This window comes from Vibrio sp. HI00D65, assembly GCF_001635455.1.
GTDB lineage: Bacteria > Pseudomonadota > Gammaproteobacteria > Enterobacterales > Vibrionaceae > Vibrio.
Map to the genome: position 1 here is coordinate 1 of NZ_LWEH01000505.1, position 213 is coordinate 213.

A 213-nucleotide genomic window follows, 5' to 3' on the forward strand; every position below is an offset into this window, starting at 1 on the left:
AACCACTGGTATGGGTGCGGTACTAAACACAGCTAAAGTTGAAAAAGGCGACACAGTTGCTGTATTCGGCCTAGGCGGTATCGGTCTTTCTGCAATCATCGGTGCTCGTATGGCGGGTGCAAGCAAAATCATCGGCGTTGTTATTCACTTATACAAATTTGACGTTGCAAAACAACTTGGCGCTACTGACTGCATTAACCCAATGAAATTCGA

Annotated in this window: 1 protein-coding gene; it reads left to right on the plus strand. The window is 45.5% G+C overall.

The window, feature by feature from the left end; translation table 11 throughout:
- Nucleotides 1-213: zinc-binding dehydrogenase (locus A3712_RS23140; protein WP_157618866.1), on the plus strand; the 213-nt coding region annotated here is incomplete at both ends.